Here is a 6,461-nt window from a genome sequence, read left to right as displayed (position 1 = left end):
GCAGTCGCCATCGGCCGTGTTGCCCAGTTCTTCCATGTCGGAGATGAACTGATCGCGGGTGCCGTCGCGGTCGACGCCGCCGCAGGCTGCGAGTCCGAGTGCGCCGACGGCGAGAAATGCGGTGAATGTCTTGTTCATAAGAGTGAGTCCTGTCAGTGGTTGCAGTTCGGTGTGCTGGAGAGCATCTTGGCAGACGAGCGACACTTCGCGGTGAGATTGCAGGTCTGTCGGCGACCGCACCCGTGCGGGTTAGGGGCGGCGTGAGATGTTGACCGTGAACTCGCCGGGTTCGTCGATCACAGTGTTGAACTCATACACGCCACCGTCGAGGGTGAGCGCCGTGCAAGCGAACGTGGTGCCGATCTCCTGATCGAGAGGCGCATTGCAGTTGACCGACTCGAAGATCACGTCCAGTTCGGCAGCGACCTTGTCGGCAATGAAAGCCTCGGCATCCGACTTGAAGTCGGCCGTCGAAGTGAAACATCCTGCCAACATGACGCTGGCGACAACGAAGCCCAGCAGGGTGGAGACACGGCGGAAAGACAACTGCATCGCCGCGACGATACTGCCGCAGTTCAGTCAGGTGATGAGCCCCGCACCGGTTGAGTCGGTTGCGCGCTCATCGCTGACCGGAGGTCGAGGCCGTGCAGGGCGCTGGTATGAGCGAATCCTGTCGGTCATGACGACGACGAGCGCGAGCCAGATGAAGGCAAATCCAATCAATCGGTTGAGCGGCAGCGGCTCGTTGTACATCGCCCAGCCGAGACCGAAGTTGATCATCGGGACGATCAGGTTGAGTGGTCCGAGCAAGGTGAACGGAATCGACTTGGCTGCCGATGCGAACAACATCAGCGGAATCGCCGTGATGAGCCCGGTCCCGAGGAGTAGGACCCAGTCGGTAGTTGAAGCGGTGTTCACGGCGCTGCTGCTGCGGCCGGAGAGGACAACGAGCGCCACAGCGGCAGGGAGCACGAGCACAAAGGTCTCGCCGGTCAAACTGTCGATGGCACCGAGCGGCATATTGCGCTTGCTCAGCGCGTAGAAACTCCAGGTTGCTGCCAGAACCAAGGAAATCCATGGCGGGTGGCCTGCTCCCACCGTCAAGATCACGACAGCAACGGCGACACAGCCGAAGGCGATCTTCTGCGCACGAGTCGCAAGCTCACCTAAGACGAGCACGCCGATGGCCATCGTGCCCAGCGGTGCAATGAAGTAGCCGAGCGCAGTTTCGATCACACGGTCGTTGATGACAGCCCAGACGTAGCTGCCCCAGTTGGCGGTGAGGAGGAGCGCAGCGAGGATCAGCCTGACGACAGTCGCCCGTGATCGAAAAGCGGCGATGATCGCCGGCCATGTGCCGCGTACGGTTGTCACGGCGGCCATCACAATGGCTGCGGTGAACATGCGCCAAGCAATCAGTTCGACGGCATCGAGCCCCGAAAGCTGCTTCCAGTAAATGGTGAGCAGGCCCCACAGCACGAAGGCGGCCACGCCGACCCGAACCCCGTTCCGTTCTGTTTGGTCAGTCACCGACCGTACGGTACGCCTCGGACGGCCTGTCGACGCGGGCGTCTCTTGTCGACCAGATCTTTTCATGAGCTTCACGCAGTCATTGACTGCAACAAGCTCATGAAAACGTCGGGGACGGTCCGGCCGGTCGGGCGAACTAGGTTGCTGCTGTGGCCAAGCGCGTCAACGTTGTGAAGTTCGGGTCGGTCTCCGTTCGTGTCTCCGACGACCCGGCCGGAGACGTGGCGCGGTCGCTCGCCGTCCGCCTTCGTGGAGCCATCAGACGTCGGGGGAGTGCCTCGCTTGCGGTGAGCGGTGGCTCGACTGCGCCATCGATGCTGGCAGCGCTCGTGCATGAGGATCTCGATTGGGACCGCCTCACCGTCTGGCAGGTCGACGAACGCGTCGCCCCTGACGGCCACGAGGACCGCAACGCTATCCAACTGTGGTTCATGCCGACCGAGATGAAGCTGATGCCGGTCGCCGGTGACGACCTCGGCATCGCGGCGATGCGTTACGCCGAGACGCTGCCTGATCGGTTCGACGCTGTGCACCTCGGGCTTGGCGACGATGGCCACACAGCTTCGTGGCCACCGGTGCCGCATCCTGATGCGACGGTCGTCAGCAGCCCGAACGATGTTGCGATGGTCGGCGATTTTCACGGTCGTGGGCGGATGACGCTGACCCCTGGGCCGGTGAACCAAGCCCGTGGTCGATTGATCCTCACGACCGGTAAGTCGAAGGCCGACATGGTGCGCCGCTGGCTGGAACGCGATCGGTCGATCCCGGTCAGCCACGTTTGCCGTTCCTCGACCACGCTGTTTATCGACCCTGCAGCTGCTGCCAAACTGCCCGGCTGAGGCGCACGGGCGCGGCGGCGGGCTGGCCTCTACATTGTCGGCATGGATCTTGATGCGCTCGCCGATCTCGCCCGCCCCGCACATCTCCGGGAACTCTTCGGAGCTGATCCAGGTCGGGCAACTCGCTACGTGGTCGCAGCCGGCGATCTTCGCATCGACTACTCGAAGCACCGCCTGAACGACGACGTCCTTGCATCCCTGCTCGAGTTGGCTCAGCACAGCGATGTCGAAGCGCGACGCGACGCCATGTTTGCGGGCGAGCACATCAACGTGGCCGAAGACCGTGCCGTGGGCCATGCGGCCTTGCGCATGCCAGTCGGGTCGACCTTCATGATCGATGGTCAGAACGTAGTCCCTGACGTGCACGCCGTACTCGACTCGATGTCGGCTTTTGCTGAGCGCATTCGAGCGGACGAACGGATCACCCATATTGTCAACATCGGCATCGGTGGGTCGGATCTGGGGCCGGCCATGGCAGAGCAGGCGCTTGGCGCCTGTCGTCACCCACGATTGCGTTGCTCGTTCGTCTCGAACATTGATGGCGCCGACATCGCCGGTGTCCTTGCTGACGCCGACCCGGCATCTACGCTGTTCATCGTTGCGTCAAAAACCTTCGGGACGATCGAAACGCTGACCAATGCCCGGACCGCCCGCAGTTGGTTGGTTGATGCACTCGGCGAAGACGCTGTCACCGACCACTTTGTGGCGGTATCCACCAACGCTGCACGCGTTGCCGACTTTGGGATCGATTCCGAGAACAACATGTTCGGGTTCTGGGATTGGGTCGGCGGTCGCTACTCGGTCACCTCGGCTATTGGGTTGTCGTTGATGCTGTCGATCGGACCGGATCGGTTCCGCGAATTCCTTGGTGGATTCCACACGATCGACGAGCACTTTCGCACGGCGCCGCTTGCAGAGAACGGCCCGGTGCTGATGGCGCTGCTCGGAGTCTGGTACGCCAACGGCCACGGCTTCGACACCAAGGCTGTGCTGCCATACGCCAACGAGTTGGCGCGCTTCCCGGCCTACCTCCAACAGCTCGACATGGAGTCAAACGGTAAGTCGGTCACGCTCGATGGCGAACCTGTCGACCACAACACCGGACCGATCGTGTGGGGCGAGCCGGGTACCAACGGGCAGCACGCGTTCTACCAATTACTCCATCAGGGCACCCGCGTGGTCCCCGTCGACTTCATCGGGTTCGCCAAGTCGCATCACGGTCATCAAGAGCACCACGACCTGTTGATGGCGAACCTGATCGCGCAGTCCGAGGCGCTTGCATTCGGCCGGAGCAACGAGGCCGAGCCATGGCGGAACTTCGAAGGTGATCGCCCGAATACGGTGATCCTTACCGAGCAACTCACGCCGTCGGTCCTCGGTCAGCTCATTGCCCTGTACGAACACATCGTGCATGTGCAGGGCACCATCTGGGGCGTGAACAGCTATGACCAGTGGGGCGTCGAACTCGGCAAGGAACTCGCCAACCAGGTCACACCCGAGCTGACCGGCGACCCGACCCCCGACGCCCACGACAGCAGTACCAACGCCCTCATCAACTGGTATCGCGCCAACCGATAGTTACGCATGGGGTCAGACCCCATGCGTAATTTGGAGCTCGTTTCGTTTGCCGACCCGCGAATCGGGAAAGCTGTCGCAATGCGCAATTTTGAGAACATCTACATCGACGGTGCTTGGGTCCCCAGCGACGGGACCGGCAGTATCGAGGTCATCAACGCCGCGACTGAGCAGGTCATGGGCTCGGTCCCTGATGGTGTTGCCAGCGACGTTGATCGGGCGGTCGCCGCTGCCCGGACCGCGTTCGATACGTGGTCACAGACTCCGGTCGAAGAGCGACAGAAGTACCTCGTCCGTCTGAACGAGGCGCTGCAGGCTCGCTCGCCCGAGATCGCCGAGACCATCGCCGGCGAAGTCGGCATGCCAATCACCTGGTCGACCATGATCCAGGCCGGACTGCCCGCGGGCAACATGGCGACTTTCGCCACGCTGCTCGACAGCTTCGAGTTCGAAGAGAAGATCGGCAACAGCCTCGTCGTCAAAGAGCCGGTCGGCGTGGTCGGCGCCATCACGCCGTGGAACTACCCGCTCCACCAAATCATCTGCAAGGTCGGTGGCGCACTCGCCGCCGGTTGCACAATTGTGCTCAAGCCATCTGAAATTGCACCGCTCAACGCGTTCATCCTTGCTGAAATCATCGACGAAGTCGGCCTTCCAGCAGGCGTGTTCAACCTCGTCAGCGGCAACGGCACGACAGTCGGTGCTGCCATTTCGGAACACCCGGGCATCGACATGGTCAGCTTCACTGGCTCATCGCGCGCCGGCAAGCAGGTCGCTGCTTCGGCAGCCGCCTCGATCAAGCGCGTCGCATTGGAGCTGGGCGGCAAGTCGGCCAACATCGTTCTCGACGACGCCGACTTTGCCAAGGTGATCCCGAAGGGCGTGTTTGCCTGTTTCCTCAACTCGGGCCAGACCTGCACCGCCCACACACGCATGCTCGTTCCGAAGAGCCGGTACGACGAGGCCGTCGAAATCGCCGCCGCCGCCGTCGCCGCCACCCAGGTCGGTGACCCGACTGAAGAGGGCATGCACCTCGGTCCCCTGATCAGCCAGGCCCAGTGGGATCGCGTGCAGGAGTACATCCAGAAGGGCATCGACGAAGGCGCAGTGGTTGCTGCCGGTGGCCTCGGCAAGCCCGAGGGCTACGAGACCGGCTACTTCGTCAAGCCGACCGTGTTTGCCAACGTCACGAACGACATGACCATTGCGCAAGAGGAGATCTTCGGCCCGGTGCTGTCGATCATTGGCTACGACGATGACGACGATGCTGTGCGTATTGCCAACGACAGCCTCTATGGCCTCAGCGGTGGCGTCTGGTCAGCGGACCAGGATCGTGCCATGTCAGTTGCCCGTCGGATGCGCACCGGTGCCGTCGATGTCAACGGTGGCAGCTTCAACATCTCTGCACCGTTCGGCGGGTACAAGCAGTCCGGTTACGGCCGCGAAAACGGCCCGTACGGCATCGAAGAATTCCTCCAAACCAAATCCCTCCAACTCTGAGTCGGTCCAGATCCTCCGATCTCAGCGTTACGAGAACGCCTCGGTGCCGAGAGGCACCGTCGTTGTCTCGCGCCTTGACCTCGGAGGATCTGATCCCGACTCAGCAGAATGAGGGTGTGCGAACCGTGATCGCCGCTGGTGGTGGAACTCGCTGATATTGGGTTCAGGCCGTGGCCTGGTTCATGCCGTCGCTACGGTGAGAGCAATGATTGAGACTCGACCGAATATTCAACGTGTGGGCGTCGTGGGCTGCGGCCAGATGGGCGCGGGTATCGCCGAGGTTTGTGCACGCGCTGGCCTCGACACTGTCGTGCATGAGATCGACGCTGCTGGTGCCGAGCGCGGACGCAACCGCCTCCTCAGCTCGTTCGACAAGGCCGTTGCCCGCGACCGCATGACCGAAGCCGAGCGCGACGCCGCACTCGGTCGACTCACCTTCACGACCGACCTCGCCGACATGGCTGACCGGCGTTTGGTTATCGAGGCAGTGATCGAAGACGAAGCGTTGAAGACCAGGGTGTTCAAGACGCTCGACCAAGTGGTCGAAGCCGACGACGCGATCCTCGCGAGTAACACCAGTTCGATCCCAATCATGAAGCTTGGTATCGCCACGCAGCGGCCTGAGAGCGTTATCGGCATTCACTTCTTCAACCCGGTGCCGGTGCTGAAACTGGTTGAGCTGGTGACGAGCCTGATGACCGATGCAGCGACGGTCGATGCGGCGAACCACTTCGCCGAGAACACGCTCGGAAAGATCGTCATTCGGAGCAAAGACCGTGCGGGTTTTGTTGTCAACGCACTGTTGATCCCGTACATCTTGTCGGCCATCCGCATGATGGAGTCAGGTTTCGCGACCGCCATTGATATTGACCATGGCATGGTCGAAGGTTGCAACCATCCGATGGGCCCGCTCAGCCTCGCCGACCTGATTGGCCTCGACACGACACTGGCCGTCGCAGTCAGCATGTACGACGAGTTCAAAGAGCCGCTGTACGCAGCGCCGCCGATGTTGTCGCG

Annotated in this window: 6 protein-coding genes; 4 read left to right on the top strand and 2 right to left on the bottom strand. The window is 62.0% G+C overall.

The features are described 5' to 3' along the window. Window positions 1-249: 249 nt before the first annotated feature. On the bottom strand, window positions 250-552 hold the full coding sequence (locus ACH2EI_RS05095; protein WP_395156307.1) for a hypothetical protein: 303 nt from the start codon (window positions 550-552) through the stop codon (window positions 250-252). Window positions 553-579: 27 nt separating this feature from the next. Further along, complete coding sequence (rarD, locus tag ACH2EI_RS05090; protein ID WP_395156305.1) at window positions 580-1,530, bottom strand: EamA family transporter RarD; 951 nt, start codon at window positions 1,528-1,530, stop codon at window positions 580-582. A gap of 149 nt (window positions 1,531-1,679) precedes the next feature. Between rarD and ACH2EI_RS05085 the strand changes: the two genes are divergently transcribed. From ACH2EI_RS05085 to ACH2EI_RS05070, 4 genes are all read left to right on the top strand, one after another. Then, complete coding sequence (locus ACH2EI_RS05085) at window positions 1,680-2,369, top strand: 6-phosphogluconolactonase (protein ID WP_395156303.1); 690 nt, start codon at window positions 1,680-1,682, stop codon at window positions 2,367-2,369. A 42-nt stretch (window positions 2,370-2,411) separates the two neighbouring features. Continuing rightward, window positions 2,412-3,947: a glucose-6-phosphate isomerase gene (gene pgi / locus ACH2EI_RS05080; protein WP_395156301.1), complete on the top strand. Its 1,536-nt coding sequence runs from the start codon at window positions 2,412-2,414 to the stop codon at window positions 3,945-3,947. A 78-nt stretch (window positions 3,948-4,025) separates the two neighbouring features. Further along, window positions 4,026-5,444 carry an aldehyde dehydrogenase family protein gene (locus tag ACH2EI_RS05075; protein ID WP_395156299.1) on the top strand — a complete coding sequence of 473 codons (1,419 nt, stop codon included), beginning with the start codon at window positions 4,026-4,028 and terminating at the stop codon, window positions 5,442-5,444. A gap of 205 nt (window positions 5,445-5,649) precedes the next feature. After that, window positions 5,650-6,461 (top strand): 3-hydroxybutyryl-CoA dehydrogenase (locus ACH2EI_RS05070; RefSeq protein WP_395156297.1); only part of this gene is annotated, 812 nt, incomplete at its 3' end.

It is taken from the genome of Ilumatobacter sp. (assembly GCF_041688325.1).
Lineage (GTDB): Bacteria > Actinomycetota > Acidimicrobiia > Acidimicrobiales > Ilumatobacteraceae > Ilumatobacter_A.
The sequence above is the reverse complement of the archived record's forward strand: the minus strand, read 5'-3'. Positions and strand labels throughout refer to the sequence as shown.

Excerpts from the sequence above, each read along its gene's own strand:
- ACH2EI_RS05075 (WP_395156299.1), top strand. The coding sequence starts at position 4,026 with ATGCGCAATTTTGAGAACATCTACATCGACGGTGCTTGGGTCCCCAGC.
- pgi (WP_395156301.1), top strand. The coding sequence starts at position 2,412 with ATGGATCTTGATGCGCTCGCCGATCTCGCCCGCCCCGCACATCTCCGG.
- ACH2EI_RS05095 (WP_395156307.1), bottom strand. The coding sequence starts at position 552 with ATGCAGTTGTCTTTCCGCCGTGTCTCCACCCTGCTGGGCTTCGTTGTC.